This is a genomic window from Streptococcus sp. AM43-2AT (assembly GCF_003603405.1).
Taxonomy (GTDB): Bacteria; Bacillota; Bacilli; order Lactobacillales; family Streptococcaceae; genus Streptococcus; species Streptococcus ilei.
This window is the reverse complement of the sequence record NZ_QTND01000002.1, coordinates 334432-349778: the sequence shown is the minus strand read 5'-3', so window position 1 is coordinate 349778 and position 15347 is coordinate 334432. Positions and strand designations below refer to the sequence as shown.

Genomic DNA, 15347 nt, shown 5'->3' with positions numbered 1-15347 from the left:
AGTCATATCCAATGGCAAAATTGACTGTTAAAGACGTTGACTTGAAAGGGAAAAAAGTTCTCGTTCGTGTTGACTTCAACGTTCCTGTAAAGGATGGCGTGATCACAAATGACAACCGTATCACTGCCGCTCTTCCAACAATCAAGTACATTCTTGAGCAAGGCGGACGTGCAATCCTCTTCTCTCACCTTGGACGTGTAAAAGAAGAAGCTGATAAAGAAGGTAAATCACTTGCTCCTGTAGCGGCTGACTTGGCTGCTAAATTGGGTCAAGACGTTGCTTTCCTACCAGGTGTTACTCGTGGTGTTGAATTGGAAGCTGCGATTAACGCTCTTGAAGACGGACAAGTTCTTTTGGTTGAAAACACTCGTTTTGAAGATGTTGATGGCAAGAAAGAATCTAAAAACGATCCTGAACTTGGTAAATACTGGGCATCACTTGGAGATGGTATCTTCGTAAACGATGCATTCGGTACAGCTCACCGTGCGCACGCATCTAACGTTGGTATCTCAGCAAACGTTGAAAAAGCTGTTGCTGGATTCCTTCTTGAAAACGAAATTACCTACATCCAAGAAGCAGTTGAAGCTCCAGAACGTCCATTCGTGGCTATCCTTGGTGGTTCAAAAGTTTCAGACAAGATCGGTGTTATCGAAAACTTGCTTGAAAAAGCTGATAAAGTTCTTATCGGTGGTGGGATGACTTACACATTCTACAAAGCTCAAGGTATCGAAATCGGTAACTCACTTGTAGAAGAAGACAAATTGGATGTCGCTAAAGCTCTTCTTGAAAAAGCAAACGGCAAATTGATCTTGCCAGTTGACTCAAAAGAAGCGAACGCATTTGCTGACTACACTGAAGTGAAAGACACTGAAGGTGAAGCAGTTGACCCAGGCTTCCTTGGTTTGGATATCGGTCCTAAATCTATCGCTAAATTTGACGAAGCTTTGACTGGTGCGAAAACAGTTGTATGGAACGGACCTATGGGTGTATTTGAAAACCCTGACTTCCAAGCTGGTACAATCGGTGTCATGGACGCTATCGTTAAACAACCAGGCGTTAAATCAATCATCGGTGGTGGTGACTCAGCTGCCGCAGCGATCAACCTTGGTCGTGCAGACAAGTTCTCATGGATCTCTACTGGTGGTGGAGCTTCAATGGAACTCCTTGAAGGTAAAGTTCTTCCAGGACTTGCAGCTTTGACTGAAAAATAAGACGGTTCCTCATACACCATAGAAGAAGCACTGAAAGGTGCTTTTTCTATTGGACGAGAGTAGAAGGGAACCAGATATTCCTCATTTCCCTGCTTGAACCTTTCTGGAAATATGTTAGAATAAAAGAGATAGAAAGATAGGGGACAATGGATTACTTTAAACGACATAAATTTGACCGTTCCAAATTTCGATTGGGAATGCGGACCTTCAAAACAGGGATAGCCGTTTTTCTGGTTCTATTGATTTTTGGTATCTTTGGTTGGAGAGGACTGCAAATTGGGGCTCTGACAGCTGTTTTTAGCTTGAGAGAAGATTTTGATAAGAGTGTTTACTTCGGAGCTTCGCGTGTGATGGGCAACAGCATCGGTGGTTTTTATGCTCTGCTATTCTTTATGATCAAGATCCTCTTCCACGATGCCTATTGGGTCACCCTGATTTTTGTACCGATTGCGACCATGTTAACCATTATGACCAATGTCGCCATGAACAATAAAGCCGGAATTATCGGAGGCGTATCAGCTATGCTGATTATTACTCTCTCGATTCCTACAGGTGAAACTTTCCTATATGTTTTTGCCCGCATTTTTGAAACCTTTATCGGTGTCTTTGTAGCGATTTTAGTTAATTCAGATGTGGATCGCATTCGAGACTTTATAAAAGAAAAAAGAAAACCCATGTGAGATTATATGACATTTTAATCTTGACATCGGTTTTTTTTGCGTTATAATAGAAGGGAAAGGAGGTCGGATATGAAAGAAAAGGAATTAAGACGAACGTTAGCGGTCTTTCCGATTGGTAGTGTTATGAAATTGACAGATTTAACAGCTCGTCAGATTCGCTATTACGAAGATCAGCAACTCATTACTCCGGATCGTACAGAGGGCAATCGTCGGATGTTTTCTCTCAACGATATGGATCGCCTGTTGGAGATTAAGGATTACTTATCTGAAGGCCTTAATATTGCAGGAATCAAAAAACGGATTGCTGAGAAAGAAGCTAAACGCCAAGCTGCCAAGGTAGTTAGCGAGAAGGAAGTTCGCAAGGCCCTTCATCGCGATATTCTTCAGCAAAGTCGCTTTCATACGACCTCATCGCCATATGGTCAGTTACGCTGATCATTCTTTTTACTTATTGCTTTATTCATAAGGAGACACACATGTCAATTACTGTTGAAGATATTCGTCGCGAAGTCAAAGAAAAAAATGTAACCTTTATTCGGTTGATGTTCTCGGATATCTTAGGAACCATGAAAAACGTTGAAATTCCAGCGACAGATGAACAGTTGGAAAAAGTTTTATCAAACAAGGCTATGTTTGATGGATCTTCTATCGAAGGGTTTGTTCGGATTAATGAGTCTGATATGTATCTCTATCCTGACTTGGACTCTTGGACTGTTTTCCCTTGGGGAGATGAGAACGGTAGTGTCGCAGGCTTGATTTGTGATGTCTATACAACAGAAGGGGAACCATTTGCAGGAGATCCACGTGGAAACCTCAAACGTGCTCTTCGTCACATGGAAGAAGTTGGCTTCAAATCGTTCAACCTTGGACCAGAGCCAGAGTTCTTCCTCTTTAAACTGGATGAAAATGGAGACCCAACTCTTGAAGTGAATGACAAGGGTGGCTATTTTGATTTGGCACCTACAGACCTTGCGGATAACACTCGTCGTGAGATCGTCAATGTCTTAACCCAAATGGGATTTGAGGTAGAAGCCAGTCACCACGAAGTGGCTGTAGGTCAGCATGAAATTGACTTTAAGTACGATGAAGTTCTTCGCGCCTGTGACAAGATTCAAATCTTTAAACTCGTTGTAAAAACCATTGCTCGTAAACATGGTTTGTATGCAACCTTTATGGCTAAACCAAAATTTGGTATCGCTGGTTCTGGTATGCATTGCAATATGTCCTTGTTTGATGCCGAAGGGAACAACGCCTTCTTTGATCCAAATGATCCAAAAGGAATGCAGTTGTCAGAAACAGCTTATCATTTCCTTGGTGGTTTGATCAAGCACGCTTACAACTACACAGCCATCATGAACCCGACTGTCAACTCCTACAAACGTTTGGTACCAGGTTTTGAAGCTCCTGTATACATCGCTTGGGCTGGACGCAACCGCTCCCCATTGGTGCGTGTACCTGCTTCACGCGGTATGGGAACTCGTTTGGAATTGCGTTCCGTAGATCCGATGGCTAACCCATACATCGCTATGGCTGTTCTTTTAGAAGTTGGTTTGCATGGGATTGAGAACAAGATTGAAGCGCCAGCACCAATCGAAGAGAATATCTATATCATGACAGCTGAAGAGCGTAAAGAAGCTGGAATTACGGATCTTCCATCTACTCTTCACAATGCTTTGAAAGCCTTGACGGAAGATGAAGTAGTTAAGAATGCTCTCGGTGAACACATCTACACGAGCTTCTTAGAAGCCAAACGCATCGAGTGGGCAAGCTATGCAACCTTCGTTTCACAATGGGAAATTGATAACTACTTGGACTTGTACTAATCAAATCCATACAAAAAATGAGCTAGGTTTGATTACCTAGCTCATTTTTCATAGATAGAAAATGAGAGTGGGACAGAAGTCGGTCATTCGTTAGAATTCGATTTCATCGTCCCACCTCCGCACAGTTGAGTAGGGCTGTAAAAGCTGATGAAATCAGCGTAGTAGAGCCCACTCAACCACTGCGTCTTGCTCGACAATCCAAAGACAATTGAGAGGCTAGGACTTTTGTCCCAGCCTCATTCTTTTTACTTAATTTTCTTCATCTGGTGTCAAAATCATCGGGATGATGATGGGTTCACGTTCCGTACTTTCGTAAAGGAAAGGACGGAGGGCATTGACAATAGCACCGTGTACGGTTTGAATGTTGGCATCTTTGTTCTTCAAGGCGATTCGGATAGCATTGAAGAGGATACGTTGACTTTCACGGATCAGGTCACCAGACTCTCTCATATAGATGAAACCACGACTGAGAATATCTGGTCCAGCTAAAATCATTTTTGACTTGAAGTCAACTGTCGCAACAGCTAGGACAACACCATCTTCTGATAAATCTTTGCGGTCACGAAGGACAGCAGCTCCGATTTCTCCGATGCGATTTCCGTCGACATAGATATCTTGAGCATTGAAACTTCCTGCGATACGAGCCGAGTTGGCTGTTAAGGCAAGGACATCACCGTTGCTCATGATGAAGATGTTATCCTTTTCTACTCCGCAATCACGCGCAAGTCCAGCATGAATTTTCTGCATGCGGTACTCACCGTGAACAGGCATGAAGTATTTTGGCTTGATCAAGCGCAACATGAGCTTTTGTTCTTGTTGACCACCGTGTCCAGAGGTATGGATATTGTTAATCTTACCGTGGATGACATCGACTCCTGCTTCAGAGATGATGTTGATCAGGCGGTTGACGCTCGTTGTGTTGCCAGGAATTGGACTAGATGAGAAGATAACGGTATCACCCGGTTGCAATTGCACTTGGCGGTGGGTTCCATTAGCGATACGAGACAGTGCCGCCATTGGCTCCCCTTGGCTTCCTGTACACATAATGAGGATTTCGTTTGCCGGGTAGTCTTTGATCTCACTTGGTTCAATAATTGTTCCAGGTGGTACCTTGATATAGCCCAGCTCAATCCCGTTGACAATGGCTTTTTCCATCGAGCGTCCAAAGACAACAATCTTACGGCCCGTTTTAACAGCGGCATCTGCAGCCTGTTGGAGACGGAAGATGTTTGAGGCAAAGGAAGCAAAGATGATGCGTCCATGAATGCCTTCAATAATCTTCATAATGGATTGGCCAACGACTTTTTCAGAGTTGGTAAAGGTTGGGACTTCCGCGTTGGTTGAGTCAGAAAGCAGACAGAGGACGCCTTCCTCTCCTAGTGCAGCCATCCGGTGAAGGTCGGCCGGCTCCCCAACAGGTGTGAAGTCAAATTTAAAGTCTCCCGTGCAGACGATTTTTCCTTGAGGCGTATGAAGAACAATCCCCAAAGGTTCTGGAATGGAGTGGGTCGTCCGGAAGAAGGTCGCTTTAATATGCTTAAAGGTCAGCTCCGTATTTTGGTTGATTTCATAGAGTTTGGCACCACGAAGGAGGCCATGCTCTTCCAATTTTCCACGAATAAGGGCTAGAGCCAAAGGTCCAGCATAGATTGGTACATTAGCTTGTTTCAAGAGGAAGGGAATTCCTCCGATATGGTCTTCGTGTCCGTGGGTAATCAAGACACCTTTGACACGGTCGATATTTTCAACGATATAGGAATAGTCAGGAATCACGTAATCAATCCCTAACAAATCATCTTCAGGGAACTTAATCCCAGCATCCACAATGATGATTTCGTCTTGGTATTCAATCCCATAGGTATTTTTACCGATTTCCCCGAGACCTCCAATGGCGAAAACACCAACTTCTTCAGGTTTTAAGGTATATGCCATGGATTAGAACTCCGTAATTTCAAATGCGCCAGACTCTTTTTCATATTCTAGGTGTTGGTCTGACAAGAGAGTGATAAATTCGATGTTGTAAGATGTATTTTCTTCAACAAGGCGACGAGCTTCAATGCGTCCTTCTAACTCATTCTTCGCATCAATATCGAGATAGAGGGCATGAGTCGTTTGACGACGAGGGTTGCGTTCTTTTGTTTCTTGGTAGAAAACTTTGTAAATCATTTCGTTTCGGTTCCTTTCACTTGTTCGGACTGTAGCAGAAAAGAAACAGCTAGTAGCTAGCTGAGACACCTATTCTTGCTTTCTTTTGTCCTGATTCGATACAATTATTATCCATTATACCATAAATAGGCTCTAAGGAAAAGATGCAAGCGGGTTCTGAGAGCAGAAGGAAGCGCTTTTTTAGAAGGGATAGAGAGCAGGTGATTTCACAGTCTGGGGGTGCTTCCTCTACCGTTTGGCGTCTATTTGTAGTATAATATGAAGCAGACAACGAGGAGAAAACATGAAAGTATTAGCATTTGACACCTCCAGTAAGGCCCTATCCGTTGCCCTTTTGGAGGAAGAAAACCGATTAGCAGAGTTAACGCTGACGATCAAGAAAAACCACAGCATTACCTTGATGCCGACCATTGAATTTTTGATGGCCAGCATTGATTGGAAACCGACGGATTTGGACCGTATCGTAGTAGCAGAAGGGCCTGGATCCTATACTGGCTTACGAATTGCGGTAGCAACGGCTAAAACCCTAGCTCAAACGCTAAAGATTGACTTAGTAGGGGTGTCGAGCTTACTAGCCTTGGTACCAGAAGAGATAGAAGGTCTGGCCATTCCAGTCATGGATGCGCGGCGCAACCATGTCTATGCGGGCTTTTACCAAGAGGATCAGTTGGTCTACCCGGAGGGGCACCTTTCTTTTGAAGCCGTATTAGAAAGAGTAAAGGGAGCTGAAAAGGTGACCTTCCTTGGGGAAGTGGAAGCCTTTCGCGAGCAGATACAAGAGGCCTTACCGAGTGCTCAGATGGTAGAAACCCTACCGGATGCGGTACGGATCGGTCGACTAGGACTTACAAAAGAAGCTGTCTCCGTTCATGGTTTTGTGCCCAACTACCTCAAGCGGGTAGAAGCTGAGGAAAACTGGCTCAAGGACCATCAAGAGTCCGGTCAGTCCTACATCAAACGCCTATGATCCGTATCGAGAAGGAAGCGGGGCGATTCGATTTAGCCCCTCAGTTGGTAGAAATCTTAGACGATGTCTATGGACAAAGTCCTTGGACCTTGGAGCAAGTCCTAGCGGATCTCGGTCAACCTCAAAATTGGTATGCCTTGGCCTACAGTGGGGAAGCATTGGTGGGCTTCTTGGCCATGCAAGAAAATCTCTATGAGCTAGAGGTCGTCCAAATTGCTGTTCGAAAAGAGTGGCAAGGGCGCGGGATTGCTCGTCAGCTACTAGAAACTGTTCCTCAGGAGAAAGAGGTCTTTTTAGAGGTGAGAGAAGGAAACACTCCGGCTCGGACTCTCTATCAGAAACAAGGATTTAAAGAAATTGGTTGCCGGAAAGGGTATTATCATGCACCTACCGAAGACGCCATTATGATGAAAAGGGAAGCAAATGAAGGATAGATATATTTTGGCATTTGAAACATCTTGTGATGAGACCAGTGTTGCCGTTTTAAAGAATGACACAGAACTCTTGTCCAATGTTATTGCCAGCCAAATTGAAAGCCATAAACGCTTCGGGGGAGTGGTTCCAGAAGTTGCCAGTCGGCACCATGTCGAAGTCATTACGGCCTGTATTGAGGAAGCCCTAGAAGAAGCGGGAATTACAGAAGAAGAAGTCACAGCGGTTGCGGTAACTTACGGACCAGGTCTGGTTGGAGCTCTTTTGGTCGGTCTTGCTGCAGCCAAGGCCTTTGCATGGGCCCATGGGATTCCTTTGATTCCTGTCAATCATATGGCTGGCCACTTGATGGCTGCTCAAAGCGTTGAGCCTTTAGAATTTCCGCTCTTGGCCTTGCTGGTCAGCGGAGGACACACCGAGTTGGTCTATGTCTCGGAGGCGGGTGATTATAAGATCGTTGGGGAAACGCGTGATGATGCAGTGGGTGAGGCCTATGATAAGGTCGGCCGCGTCATGGGCTTGACCTATCCAGCCGGTCGCGAGATTGACGAGTTGGCGCATAAGGGTCAGGATATCTACGATTTCCCACGTGCCATGATCAAGGAAGACAATCTGGAGTTCTCATTCTCAGGGCTCAAATCAGCCTTTATCAATCTCCACCACAATGCCGAGCAAAAAGGCGAGAGTCTGTCCAAGGAAGACCTATCGGCTTCCTTCCAAGCAGCGGTGATGGATATCTTGATGGCCAAGACCAAAAAAGCCCTAGAAAGATACCCTGTTAAGACCCTGGTGGTGGCGGGAGGAGTCGCGGCCAACCAAGGATTACGTGAACGCCTGGCTTCTGAGATCACAGATGTTAAGGTCATCATTCCTCCTCTGCGCCTCTGCGGGGACAATGCGGGGATGATTGCCTATGCCAGTGTCAGCGAATGGAATAAGGGAAATTTTGCTAGCTTAGACCTCAATGCTAAGCCTAGCCTTGCTTTTGCTCCGATAGAAGAGAACTTAGATTAGTTAAAAAACGAACATAAACGACGGGAGGACGATTCCCGTCCCTTTTTTTGTTATAATAGATAGCATCAAAAAAGAAAGGAAGAAGGAGTGGAAAAGAATTTTCAGCAGGGGGTCAGGGATGCCCTTCCGACGGCCTTGGGTTATATCAGTATTGGCTTAGCCTGTGGTGTGGTGGCGTCGCCCTATCTCTCCCCTTTAGAAATGGGATTGATGAGTCTCTTGGTTTACGCAGGGGCTTCTCAGTTTGCGATGATCTCTTTGATTGCCGTCCATTCGTCCCTCATGAATATTGCCTTAACCGTCTTTTTCATCAATTTGCGCAATATGCTTATGAGTCTGCATACCTCCCCTGATTTTAAGGAGGCTAGCCTGGTCCATAATATTGGAATTGGTAGTTTGTTGACAGATGAAAGTTACGGAGTCTATTTAAGTGAGAAATTAAAAAGTGACCGGATCACTGTTCCCTGGATGCATGGCAATAATGTGGTCGGTTATCTGGCCTGGGGCTCATCAACTATTTTGGGGACAGCCCTGGGGTCCCTCTTGCCCAATCCTAGTGCCTTCGGCCTGGACTTCGCCTTAGTTGCCATGTTTATTGGGATTTTTGCAGGTCAGTTTCAAGGCATGCGTTTGACGGAGAAGATGGCTACCATGCTCCTTGTTTTAGGTGCAGTAGCTCTTAGCTTTTTCCTCTTGACCTTCTTTTTGACCCAATCCTTGGCCGTTTTAGTGGCTACTTTAACAGGTTGTTTCGTGGGGGTGATGTGCGATGCGCGTGAATAGTTGGATTTTCTTGGTTATTTTGATGTCCGCAGTGGTCACCTGGATTCCGCGCATTCTTCCCTTCGTTTTGGTCAAATACCGGGGGCTGCCAGATCCAGTTCTGCGTTTTCTAAAATACCTTCCCATTGCCATTATTTTTGCCCTGATCCTTTCCAGTCTAGTAGAGGGGAAACCGGGCCAGCTCCCTCAGGTTCGGTGGGTAGATCTGGTCGCAACCATTCCGACCACGATAGTGGCCTTTCGCTACAAAAACCTAATGGGTACGGTTCTATTCGGGATTGTCTTGGTTGCCCTCTTACGTTTGCTTATCGCCTGAATCTCCTGAATTTTTAGATAGATTACTGTTTGTTACGAATGTTGCAAAAATATTTCAATAATACTTGACATTGAGTAATATTGTAATATAATAGTTTTTATCAAATGAAGTGAGGGATCATCATGATGAAAAAATGGACAAGTTTAGCACTTTTAGGATTAACTTCTGCAAGCCTACTCGTAGCCTGTGGTTCAAAAAAAGAAGAGAACAAATCTTCTACCAAAGAAGCACAAACGACGGTGAAGTCTAGTCAGAAAAAAGCAAAGGCAGCTTCTGGTAAGAAAGAGACAAAAGCTACTGAAACGGATGCGCAAGAAGGGGCACAAGCTGCTTCTCAAGATGCAGGAAACTCAGGTCAAACCGATTCAGGATCTGCTGCAGCAAGCACTAACAAGGCCACAGATTCGTCTCAAATGGTGCCGGAAGAACTGGTAGGGACTTGGACAGGAACAACTGAAATTGCCAAAGATGTCCAAATGACCGTGGCCGCGGATGGAACAGTCACTACGACAGCAAACTTTTATCAAGCTGACTTGAATCCTGTTCGTACTGCAACAACGAAAGCCAAGGCAGTTCAAGCATCTGGTAATGTCTATTACTGGGAAACAGACGAACCTGGCGCTTTTGATGCCCTTCTTCCAGGGATTGCTGGACTTGGGGGAGCCAATATGAAGGTAAAACCCGGCTTCATCTTAGAAGAGGGCCATTATACACCGATTGTATTTGTAACAGGGCTTAATGAAGACTTTGATTATAGCAAATACAATGATTTCCGTGTTTCCCTTACAAAATAAAGAAAAATCCACGAATCCCTAAAGAGTCGTGGATTTCAGATTGAAGATAAAGTAATTTTAGAAACTTTCCTTAGGTGAGTACGGACGTCAGCGAACTTCTACGAAGTTCCATGACTTAATTTTGAGCCTAAGGTCTCAAAATTCCCGAGTGCCTGAAACACAGTTGTTTCAGGCACTTTTCTCACGCCGTAAAGTTTTTCATCTTCTTAAATGATTAAAAAATGAAAGTCATTTTTTAAAAATTATCCAGCTGTTTTATAAAAAAATAATAGTTTGTCTGCATTCAAAAATCCACGAATCCTTAAGGAGTCGTGGATTTTGTTTTAGATAAATTGTGTAATAAAGACAATGAGGATGACGATTGGAATCACAAAGCGAAGTAAGAAAATCCAGAGCTTGAAGAAGAAACGCTTGGTTTTCTCTTCTCCCACCTTGAGTTCTTCCTGGGCTAAGACTTGATCAAAGATATAGCCTGTAAATAGGGAGAGGCAGAGAGCTCCAAAAGGCATGAGGAGGTTGGAAACCAAAAAGTCCATGCAATCAAAGAAGGATTTTCCAAAGAGGGTCCACTTGGAGAGCACTCCATAGGAAAGGGCAGATGGAATCCCAAAGACAAAGGTCAGAAGGCCGATGATTTGGCTCCATTTAGCCCGCTGTTTGTTGTTTTGGTTGGTGACGTTCCCGACATTAATCTCTAACATGACGACGGATGAGGTAATGGTCGCAAAGAGGAAGAGAAGAAGGAAAAGCAGGTAGAAGAGGGTACCAAAAGGCATCTTGTCAAAGACTTGTGGCAGGACTACAAAGAGGAGGCCTGGTCCACTAGTAGAAGGGATTTGAAAGGCTGACATGGCTGGGAAGATCGCCAAACCCGCCATGATAGAAACGGCGATATTCATGAAGACGACGGAAATCCCGGATTGGACCAGGTCAGTATCCTTGTCCAAATAGGAAGCATAGGTTAACATGGCTGTCACTCCTAGCGAGAGGGCGAAAAATGATTGGCCCAAAGCGTAGAGCAGACCTTGGCTAGTCATCTTGGAGAAGTCTGGCTTGAGGAAATAGCTAACTCCCTCCCAAGCGCCAGGTAAGGTCAAGGAACGACCAATCATGACTAAGAAGATAATGAAGAGAAGTGGCATCATGAATTTTGAGGCCTTTTCAATCCCTTGTTCCACCCCCTTGGAAACGATCAAGACATTGAGGAGGATGAAGATGGCCTGGGCCCCAAGAGCCAACCAGGGATTTGAAATAATCTCTCCAAAGAGCTGGGTATAGTCACTAACTGAGAGAAGTTGGAATAACTCTCCCAAGGCGACTCCCAAATAAATCAGGATCCAGCCACCGATGACACTGTAGAAGGAGAGGAGGATAAACAGGGCAAAGGCACCGATCCAACCGATCCCATCATAGAGGCGACAGCCACCGAGTTTTCCAAAGGTTTTAATGGCAGAGACACCAGCTGCACGTCCTAGAGTAAATTCAGCCAGTAAGAGGGGAAAGCCGATGAGTAAAGTTGCTATCAAAAAAACGAGAAGAAAACTTCCGCCCCCGTTAGCAGCGGTCATATAGGGGAATTTCCAAACTGCTCCAAGCCCAATTGCAGAACCTGCAGAGGCTAGGATGAAGCCAATTTTGGAACCCCATTGAGATTTTTCAGACATCTTTAAAACTCCGATCTATTTTTAAATAAGAAAAGGCTACTTGAGTTATCAAATAGCCTTCTCTCAACGGCTCTTTAGGAACCTTCTGTGTGATTGATAGACTTGATTATCCTATCATGATTTTTAAAGACTGTCAAGAAAGCGGTTTTCATGTTTTTATAGTTTTCTCAAAAAGTTAAAAAATTTTCGCAAAAACACTTGACTCTGACCTAAGGGGAGGGGGTATACTATCATTGTAAGGAGAAAATCATGTACCAAATAAAAGAAGCTGCGCAGCTTTCAGGTGTCTCTGTCAAGACCCTGCACCACTATGACAAGATAGGACTCTTGGTCCCCTTAAAGTCGGAAAACGGCTATCGAACTTACAGTCAAGAGGATTTGGAACGCCTTCAGGTCATTCTTTACTACAAATATCTAGGCTTTTCTTTAGAAACAATAGCAGAGCTGTTAAAGGAAGAAAGGAAAGATTTATTGCCCCATTTGACTAGGCAGTTGGAGTATCTAACTCGAGAAAGGCAACATCTGGATACCTTGATTTCCACCTTGCAAAAAACCATTCAAGAACAAAAAGGAGAAAGAAAAATGACCATTGAGGAAAAATTCACTGGATTTAGCTATCAAGATCATCAAAAATACCAGCAAGAAGCGGTAGAGAAGTATGGACAAGAAGTCATGGATCAAGCCCTCGAACGCCAAAAAGGTCGCGAAGATGAGTCTACGGCTGCCTTTAACCAAGTCTTTCAAACTTTGGCACAAAATCTTCAAGCTGGTTTACCTGCAACAGCAACTGAAAACCAAGAGCAAGCAGCCAAGCTCTTGCAAGCCATTCGTACTTATGGATTTGACTGCTCTATTGAAGTCTTCGGATATATCGGTAAAGGATACGTCTATAACCCTGAGTTCAAGGAAAATATTGATAAATTTGGACCTGGAACAGCCCAGTACACATCAGATGTGATTGCCCACTATGTTGAAAAACAGAGCAAATAAAATAATCGGCGGAGGACTCTCCGCCGATTATTTGCTATTTTAAATCATAAAGCCAGTCGTCACCGTCTTTATAGTAGAAGAATTCACTGAGATCATCTTCCAAAAAAACACGAAGCATATCAGACATATCATTGGTTGCAAGTTTTAGACGAGATAGATTTTCAAACTCTTCCCACCAGACCTTTCCTTCGTCTGAAGACTGGAGCTCACCAGTAAAGTGTTCGGTCTTGTAAAAAAGGACGACATAACGGTAATCCTCATCGTACCAGTCCTTGATGCCACAGAGTTGGGGTTTAGAAATGCTTAGACCCGTTTCTTCTCTCACTTCACGAATGACAGCATCGACAAAGGATTCGCCACGTTCAACATGTCCGCCAGGAAAAGTAATGCCAGGCCAGTCAGGACTAACTCGATCTTGAACCAGAACCTTGTCCCCATTTTTAATCATGCACATGTTGACAAATTCAACTGACTCTCTTCTATTCATTTTTTACAACCTTTGATATTTAATCATAATGTAGACTTCCTGCCACCCAGCCGGTACAGAGGGCAGAGGTGATGTTAAAGCCACCGGTATGGGCGTTGATGTCCAGGACTTCACCCGCAAAGTGAAGGCCAGGAACCAGTTTGCTTTCCAGTGTTTTAGGATTGATTTCCTTGAGACTGACACCTCCTTTGGTAACAAAGGATTTAGCCAAGGACATCTTCCCTGTTACAGGAATAGGAAGCTCCTTGACCTTAGTTAGTACCGCATCCACCTCTTTGGGGGAGAGTTGTTTCACCTTTTCGGGAAGATCCTGAGCAAAGAATTCCGCCAGGCGTTCTGGCAGGTAGGCCTTCAGAACATTCTTTAAGGATTTCTCACGATTTTCTTCTAGGATTTCTGTGAGTTGCTCCTTAGAATAGAGAGGAAGACTATCCAGCGTAAGGATCTCTCCACCCTTGACAAAGCTTGACATGCGAAGGGCGGCGGGGCCAGACAGTCCAAAGTGGGTAAAGAGGAGGTCGTGGGTGATATGGTGCTTGCCATAGTGGAGGGTCACATCGTCCAAGGAAATCCCTTGAAGGGCCTTGTGGGGGAAATCTGTCAATAAAGGACTCTCGGCAGCTTCAAGCTCGGTAATAGTGTGTTTGAAGTGACGAGCAATCTCATGGCCAAAGCCAGTAGAACCCGTCGAAGGGTAGGACTTTCCACCAGTTGTCACAATCAAGCGGTTTGCCGTCCAGGTCTCGTCTTTGGATTTGATGACGAATTGTCCATCGATTTTCTTCACAGAGGTTACCTCTACTTGGCAGCGGACTTGACCGCCGAGCTCGGCAATCTTATCTGTCAGAGCTTGAATAATCGTTTGGGAACGATCTGAAGCTGGAAAGACACGACCATGGTCTTCGATCTTGAGCTTGACCCCGTTTTCTGTGAAGAAGCGGATGATATCATGGTTGTCAAATTGAGAGAAGACACTGTAGAGGAAACGTCCGTTTCCTGGAATACCTGCTAGGAGATCGTCCAGGCTTCCATTGTTGGTCACATTGCACCGACCTCCACCAGTCCCAGCTAGTTTTTTCCCTAGTTTGCGGTTTTTTTCCAAGAGGAGGGTTGCTTGCCCGTAGAAGGAACTGGAGATGGTGGCCATCATGCCAGCAGGGCCTCCTCCGATGACAATGGTATCGTAGTGGTTCATAAGGTCTCCTTTTTCTCGTCTCGTTTTATTTCCAGTTCATTGTAACATAAAAAATGGACCCTGTCCCCAGGCTCCACTTGTTATGAGTTAATTGTCTTCGTCTGGATTTTGACGGAGATGGATGGAATAACGCTTAGGTGGGTAAATGCCGATTTCAGGACCCCAGCGTGGGAAGAGCTGATTGGTTTTCTTCCCAGCAGCGTACTTGGCTTCTGCCGCCATTTCCCAGAGTTCTTCGTAGAGATCGCCCAGCAAGAAGTCGAGCTCTTGATAATAGAGGTCTGGCTTTCCGTAGTCACTGAGGCTTAGTTCCATCAAACCATAGACTTGTAGCTTATGGTCCATGAGTCTACGTCCGTCCACCTTGTTAGAGTGAACGATAATGCGTCCGAAGGGATCATTTCTTCGGATGCGTTCGAGCTCTTTGTAGGCGTTGATTCCAGAATTTCCTTGACAGGAGAAGAAGTAAATGTTTTTCAAGTCATAGTCAATATAGGAGATATTTCCATTATAGACCAGCTTGACTGGTAGATTACGAACCCGTTTTTTCTCTAGATAGTTGTTAATATGTTCGACCAACATCTTAGAGGGATAATTGTATTCAATGACATAGATCATAGTTTCTTTCCTTTGCTATTGAGTAAATAACTGAGCTATCTTTCAGTTACGAATAGTATACAAGCTTTTGAAGTCAGATAGGGGGAAAAATCTATTTGGTTCATTTTTGAAGCTATTCGGTTCATTTTAGAGGATCAAAGGAGAAAAAATCGCTAAAGGAATACGAAGAAAATGGGGATGTGGGGACGAAGAAGGGCATATTATTTT

At 44.5% G+C, this 15347-nt stretch carries 17 protein-coding genes; 11 read left to right on the top strand and 6 right to left on the bottom strand.

Going from position 1 to position 15347, the window contains the following annotated elements; all coding sequences use genetic code 11:
- The first annotated feature begins 11 nt into the window (after positions 1-11).
- From DW930_RS06360 to glnA, 4 genes are all read left to right on the top strand, one after another.
- On the top strand, positions 12-1211 hold the full coding sequence (locus DW930_RS06360; protein ID WP_023024494.1) for a phosphoglycerate kinase: 1200 nt from the start codon (positions 12-14) through the stop codon (positions 1209-1211).
- 146 nt (positions 1212-1357) lie between these two features.
- Positions 1358-1891 carry an aromatic acid exporter family protein gene (locus DW930_RS06355; RefSeq protein ID WP_123159590.1) on the top strand — a complete coding sequence of 178 codons (534 nt, stop codon included), beginning with the start codon at positions 1358-1360 and terminating at the stop codon, positions 1889-1891.
- Between the two features lie 69 nt (positions 1892-1960).
- Positions 1961-2326 carry a MerR family transcriptional regulator gene (locus DW930_RS06350; RefSeq protein WP_023024490.1) on the top strand — a complete coding sequence of 122 codons (366 nt, stop codon included), beginning with the start codon at positions 1961-1963 and terminating at the stop codon, positions 2324-2326.
- A 41-nt stretch (positions 2327-2367) separates the two neighbouring features.
- The gene (glnA, locus tag DW930_RS06345; RefSeq protein WP_023024488.1) at positions 2368-3714 is read left to right on the top strand and encodes a type I glutamate--ammonia ligase; all 1347 of its coding nucleotides are present in this window, start codon (positions 2368-2370) and stop codon (positions 3712-3714) included.
- A 249-nt stretch (positions 3715-3963) separates the two neighbouring features.
- Here the strand turns inward: glnA and DW930_RS06340 are convergent, their stop codons facing one another.
- Positions 3964-5646: a ribonuclease J gene (locus DW930_RS06340; RefSeq protein ID WP_023027298.1), complete on the bottom strand. Its 1683-nt coding sequence runs from the start codon at positions 5644-5646 to the stop codon at positions 3964-3966.
- Between the two features lie 3 nt (positions 5647-5649).
- Positions 5650-5880 (bottom strand): DNA-dependent RNA polymerase subunit epsilon, encoded by a 231-nt coding sequence (locus DW930_RS06335; protein ID WP_023027297.1) that lies wholly within the window; start codon positions 5878-5880, stop codon positions 5650-5652.
- Between the two features lie 283 nt (positions 5881-6163).
- On the opposite strand from DW930_RS06335, the gene tsaB reads away from it, so the two are divergent.
- From tsaB to DW930_RS06305, 6 genes are all read left to right on the top strand, one after another.
- Entirely contained in the window at positions 6164-6847 is a 684-nt protein-coding gene (gene tsaB, locus DW930_RS06330; RefSeq protein ID WP_023027296.1) for a tRNA (adenosine(37)-N6)-threonylcarbamoyltransferase complex dimerization subunit type 1 TsaB, read from the top strand.
- Positions 6844-7281, top strand: a complete 438-nt coding sequence (rimI, locus tag DW930_RS06325) for a ribosomal protein S18-alanine N-acetyltransferase (RefSeq protein WP_123159589.1) — start codon at positions 6844-6846, stop codon at positions 7279-7281. The genes tsaB and rimI overlap by 4 nt, the downstream gene beginning before the upstream one ends.
- Positions 7271-8293 (top strand): tRNA (adenosine(37)-N6)-threonylcarbamoyltransferase complex transferase subunit TsaD, encoded by a 1023-nt coding sequence (tsaD, locus tag DW930_RS06320; protein WP_023027294.1) that lies wholly within the window; start codon positions 7271-7273, stop codon positions 8291-8293. The genes rimI and tsaD overlap by 11 nt, the downstream gene beginning before the upstream one ends.
- Positions 8294-8380: 87 nt before the next feature.
- Positions 8381-9076, top strand: coding sequence for an AzlC family ABC transporter permease (locus DW930_RS06315; protein WP_006595541.1), 696 nt, complete (start codon positions 8381-8383; stop codon positions 9074-9076).
- Positions 9063-9392: an AzlD domain-containing protein gene (locus DW930_RS06310; protein ID WP_023024476.1), complete on the top strand. Its 330-nt coding sequence runs from the start codon at positions 9063-9065 to the stop codon at positions 9390-9392. The genes DW930_RS06315 and DW930_RS06310 overlap by 14 nt, the downstream gene beginning before the upstream one ends.
- A 125-nt stretch (positions 9393-9517) precedes the next feature.
- Positions 9518-10186, top strand: coding sequence for a hypothetical protein (locus tag DW930_RS06305; protein WP_023024474.1), 669 nt, complete (start codon positions 9518-9520; stop codon positions 10184-10186).
- Positions 10187-10509: 323 nt separating this feature from the next.
- Here the strand turns inward: DW930_RS06305 and DW930_RS06300 are convergent, their stop codons facing one another.
- Entirely contained in the window at positions 10510-11850 is a 1341-nt protein-coding gene (locus DW930_RS06300) for a sodium-dependent transporter (protein ID WP_023027292.1), read from the bottom strand.
- 249 nt (positions 11851-12099) lie between these two features.
- On the opposite strand from DW930_RS06300, the gene DW930_RS06295 reads away from it, so the two are divergent.
- Positions 12100-12840, top strand: a complete 741-nt coding sequence (locus DW930_RS06295; RefSeq protein WP_123159588.1) for a MerR family transcriptional regulator — start codon at positions 12100-12102, stop codon at positions 12838-12840.
- Positions 12841-12874: 34 nt separating this feature from the next.
- Here the strand turns inward: DW930_RS06295 and DW930_RS06290 are convergent, their stop codons facing one another.
- The 3 genes from DW930_RS06290 to DW930_RS06280 form a co-directional block, all read right to left on the bottom strand.
- Positions 12875-13327 carry an 8-oxo-dGTP diphosphatase gene (locus tag DW930_RS06290; RefSeq protein ID WP_123159587.1) on the bottom strand — a complete coding sequence of 151 codons (453 nt, stop codon included), beginning with the start codon at positions 13325-13327 and terminating at the stop codon, positions 12875-12877.
- Positions 13328-13346: 19 nt separating this feature from the next.
- Positions 13347-14522 carry an NAD(P)/FAD-dependent oxidoreductase gene (locus DW930_RS06285; RefSeq protein WP_123159586.1) on the bottom strand — a complete coding sequence of 392 codons (1176 nt, stop codon included), beginning with the start codon at positions 14520-14522 and terminating at the stop codon, positions 13347-13349.
- Between the two features lie 87 nt (positions 14523-14609).
- Entirely contained in the window at positions 14610-15140 is a 531-nt protein-coding gene (locus tag DW930_RS06280) for a hypothetical protein (protein WP_006595548.1), read from the bottom strand.
- Between the last annotated feature and the right edge of the window lie 207 nt (positions 15141-15347).

Coding starts and splice junctions, on each gene's coding strand:
- DW930_RS06285 (WP_123159586.1), bottom strand. CDS start 14,522: ATGAACCACTACGATACCATTGTCATCGGAGGAGGCCCTGCTGGCATG.
- DW930_RS06310 (WP_023024476.1), top strand. CDS start 9,063: ATGCGCGTGAATAGTTGGATTTTCTTGGTTATTTTGATGTCCGCAGTG.
- DW930_RS06340 (WP_023027298.1), bottom strand. CDS start 5,646: ATGGCATATACCTTAAAACCTGAAGAAGTTGGTGTTTTCGCCATTGGA.
- DW930_RS06300 (WP_023027292.1), bottom strand. CDS start 11,850: ATGTCTGAAAAATCTCAATGGGGTTCCAAAATTGGCTTCATCCTAGCC.
- DW930_RS06280 (WP_006595548.1), bottom strand. CDS start 15,140: ATGATCTATGTCATTGAATACAATTATCCCTCTAAGATGTTGGTCGAA.
- rimI (WP_123159589.1), top strand. CDS start 6,844: ATGATCCGTATCGAGAAGGAAGCGGGGCGATTCGATTTAGCCCCTCAG.
- DW930_RS06295 (WP_123159588.1), top strand. CDS start 12,100: ATGTACCAAATAAAAGAAGCTGCGCAGCTTTCAGGTGTCTCTGTCAAG.
- DW930_RS06290 (WP_123159587.1), bottom strand. CDS start 13,327: ATGAATAGAAGAGAGTCAGTTGAATTTGTCAACATGTGCATGATTAAA.
- glnA (WP_023024488.1), top strand. CDS start 2,368: ATGTCAATTACTGTTGAAGATATTCGTCGCGAAGTCAAAGAAAAAAAT.
- DW930_RS06360 (WP_023024494.1), top strand. CDS start 12: ATGGCAAAATTGACTGTTAAAGACGTTGACTTGAAAGGGAAAAAAGTT.
- DW930_RS06355 (WP_123159590.1), top strand. CDS start 1,358: ATGGATTACTTTAAACGACATAAATTTGACCGTTCCAAATTTCGATTG.
- DW930_RS06335 (WP_023027297.1), bottom strand. CDS start 5,880: ATGATTTACAAAGTTTTCTACCAAGAAACAAAAGAACGCAACCCTCGT.
- tsaD (WP_023027294.1), top strand. CDS start 7,271: ATGAAGGATAGATATATTTTGGCATTTGAAACATCTTGTGATGAGACC.
- DW930_RS06350 (WP_023024490.1), top strand. CDS start 1,961: ATGAAAGAAAAGGAATTAAGACGAACGTTAGCGGTCTTTCCGATTGGT.
- DW930_RS06305 (WP_023024474.1), top strand. CDS start 9,518: ATGAAAAAATGGACAAGTTTAGCACTTTTAGGATTAACTTCTGCAAGC.
- tsaB (WP_023027296.1), top strand. CDS start 6,164: ATGAAAGTATTAGCATTTGACACCTCCAGTAAGGCCCTATCCGTTGCC.